At 67.0% G+C, this 3,039-nt stretch carries 3 protein-coding genes and 1 pseudogene; all 4 read right to left on the bottom strand.

Going from position 1 to position 3,039, the window contains the following annotated elements; translation table 11 throughout:
* Positions 1-336, bottom strand: a pseudogene (locus AC5RV2_RS16395) (hypothetical protein); the annotation flags it as partial.
* A 150-nt stretch (positions 337-486) separates the two neighbouring features.
* A complete protein-coding gene (locus AC5RV2_RS16390; protein ID WP_494093215.1) occupies positions 487-918 on the bottom strand; it encodes a DUF4383 domain-containing protein in 432 nt (143 codons plus the stop codon).
* 243 nt (positions 919-1,161) lie between these two features.
* Positions 1,162-1,500, bottom strand: a complete 339-nt coding sequence (locus AC5RV2_RS16385) for a P-II family nitrogen regulator (RefSeq protein WP_493999973.1) — start codon at positions 1,498-1,500, stop codon at positions 1,162-1,164.
* Positions 1,497-2,801 (bottom strand): ammonium transporter, encoded by a 1,305-nt coding sequence (locus AC5RV2_RS16380; RefSeq protein ID WP_494093214.1) that lies wholly within the window; start codon positions 2,799-2,801, stop codon positions 1,497-1,499. Before AC5RV2_RS16380 ends, AC5RV2_RS16385 begins: the two co-directional genes overlap by 4 nt.
* Positions 2,802-3,039: the final 238 nt, after the last annotated feature.

Below are 3,039 nucleotides of genomic sequence, written 5' to 3'. Positions count from 1 at the left end.
GTCGGGCCCGGTTGCCGGGCGGAGCACCGCCAAACGGTGCACGGCCCGCAGCCGGCGGGACTGGGTCCAGGCCTCGTGCTTGCGCACCGCCTGGAGGTAGTCGAGGGTCGACCAGTCGTCCAGGGCCGCGGGGTCGGTGCCGGCGAGCAGGCCGGCCAGTTCCGCCGGTCCCAAGTCCTGCCAATCGTCCGCCCACCCCCGCCGCACCGGTAGCGGATTGGCGGCACCATCGTCGGGCGCGGAACCATCCTCGGGCCCGGCACCGTCGTCGGGCGCGGCAGGGGTACCGGAGTGATCCTCCGGCTCCTGCGCCTCGTCGAACGGTTCCGCTGCCATACTTCAACGCTACGCAGCAAGAGCCCCGACTAGAACGAAAGTTCGATGTATGGGGATGGCCGCCGGCCGTCGTGGGCTTGTGTAGGACGAGTCGTAGGGCAGGCTGTACCAGCCGGGCCGTTATGCACCTCGCCATGACATTGGCGGGTGCTACCCGGACCTCGGCCTTCCAATCACCACCGGGCCTCTGAGCAGACCGAGGAAGAACAGCACTGCGCCGAGCACTAGATGGAACCAGTTGTCGCTAACCCCCGCCGGAACCCACGTCTCCGATCCGTATCGGGCGTTGATCAGGCCGTACAGGGCGGCCAACAGGTTGAACAGCCCCAGTGCCATGAACGTGACTTTGGCAGCACCGGCCCGCTTTGCCGAAACCAGGAGCAAGGCCGCGAAAAGCAGCAGCAACACGTTGTGTAAAACCGAGATGGCCAACAGCCCGAAGAGCTGGGCGTCCGGCCCGTTTCCTGTGATACCGAGCTGGTCGTAGTCGGCTGTTATGCCGGGGATGAAGCCAAGGACTGCCAGAACGGCTAGAACGATGGCTGAGATCCGTGCGGCTTTCTGGACTGGTGTGGACTGCATAGGTTCCCTCCCACATGGTGCCTGCCGTGGCGCCCATCCTAGTGGCGCGGCATTATCCCTGCTATGCCGCCCCGTGCAGTCCCTGAGCTGTTTTCCCGGTGCCGAGGGGCGCCGCGGAGGACAGAGGCGAGCGGAGGACAGAGCCGAGCGCCGCCGTCGTTATCAGCAGGACGGACAGAACCCTTCCGGCACCGCCAGGAGATCACGGTGCCGGAAGGGGTTCATCACGGTGAGTTCGAAGTTTCAGATGGCAGCCTCGCCGCGTTCGCCGGTGCGGACGCGGACCGCTTCCTGCACATCCACCAGCCAGACCTTGCCGTCGCCCGCGCGGCCGGTGTTGGCCGTGGCCACGAGGACGTCGACGATGTCGTCGGCCAGGTCGTCCCCCACCAGGACCTCGACGCGGACCTTGGGCAGCAGGTCCACGGTGTATTCGGCGCCGCGGTAAACCTCCGTGTGGCCGCGCTGCCGCCCGTACCCGCTGGCCTCACTCACGGTCAGCCCTTGGACCCCGTAGCTTTCCAAGCTGTTGCGGACTGCCTCCAGCTTTTCAGGCCGGATGATTGCGGTGACCAGTTTCATGCGTTGACCTCTTCCTTGATCGTGCTGCGGGCACTGGGGTCGGTTGCCGGGTGCGGGATGAATGTTCCGCCGGTGCCCAGGCCGCCGAATTCGTAGGCGGATTCGGCGTGCTGGGCGAGGTCCACGCCGGCGACCTCATCCTCTGCGGTCACACGGAAGCCAAGTGTCTTGTGGATCGCCAAGCCGATGATCAGGGTCAGCACGCCGCAGAACACCATGGAGACCACCGCCGCCACGGCCTGCGCCCCCAGCTGGGCGACCCCACCGCCGTAGAAGAGGCCGCCGCCTGCACCCTCGACCGGCAGGGCGATGAAGCCCAAGGCCAGCGTTCCGACCAAGCCGGCCACCAGGTGGACGCCCACCACATCCAGCGAGTCGTCGTAGCCCAGCCTGTACTTCAGCCCCACCGCCAGCGCGGCCAGCACTCCGGCCACCAGGCCCAGGCCCAACGCCCCCACGGGGGAGACGTTGGCGCAGGCCGGTGTGATGGCCACCAGCCCCGCGACCACGCCCGAAGCCGCCCCGAGGGACGTGGGCCGGCCGTCGCGGAGGCGCTCGGTCACCAGCCAGCCCACGATGGCGGCTGCCGGGGCGGCCATCGTGTTGACCCAGATCAGGCCGGCTTCCTCCGCCCTGCCCGCCGCTCCCCCGTTGAATCCGAACCAGCCGAACCACAGCATCGCTGCGCCGATCATCACCAGCGGGATGTTGTGCGGGCGCTGTGCCGGGTCCTTACCGAAGCCTTTGCGCTTGCCCAGAATCAGGGCCAGGATCAGGCCTGCTACGCCGGCATTAATGTGCACCACTGTGCCGCCGGCGAAATCGATCGCCTCTCCGGCCCAGGCGCCGATAACCCCCTCGGCGCCCAGCAATCCGCCGCCCCAGACCATGAAGGCCAGCGGGCAGTAGACCAGCGTGACCCAGACCGGCACGAAGACCGCCCAGGCGCTGAATTTGGCCCGGTCGGCGATGGCGCCGGAGATGAGTGCCACCGTGATGATCGCGAACGTGGCACCGTAGCCAGCGGTGATCAGGTCGCCGGTGTTAAGCAGCCCTTCCAGGCCGAACGCGGCGAACGGATTGCCGAAGAGCTGGGCCACGCCCTCGCCCCCGCTCATCGAGTAACCCCACAACACCCAGACCACCGCCACCAGTGCGACGGCGGAAAAGCTCATCATCATCATGTTCAGGGCCGATTTGGCCCGCGTCATTCCGCCGTAGAAGAATGCCAGTCCCGGCGTCATGAGCAGCACCAAGGCCGCCGAAATCATTACCCAGACGTGACCTGCCGACAGATCCATGTTTCACGTCCCCTCGTTCGTTGGCGGGTGATTTCCCACCGATGAACCAAGACTGACGACGGCGTGTTTCGGCCAGCAGGATGCTTCGTTGCGGCCGCGTTACAAGAAACGCACGCAGGTAAAACCCGTGCAACCGTCGTGTTTCGGCATTGTTTCGGGCGGCACATAGCGGCGGGAGAGCGGCACAGAGGACGACGGCGGTGCGCGGCCCGATGGCGGCACCCAGCCGGCGCCGGCC

Source organism: Arthrobacter sp. Y3225116, from assembly GCF_059091245.1.
Note: the sequence above shows the minus strand (reverse complement) of the source record. Positions and strands in the feature narration are given on the sequence as shown.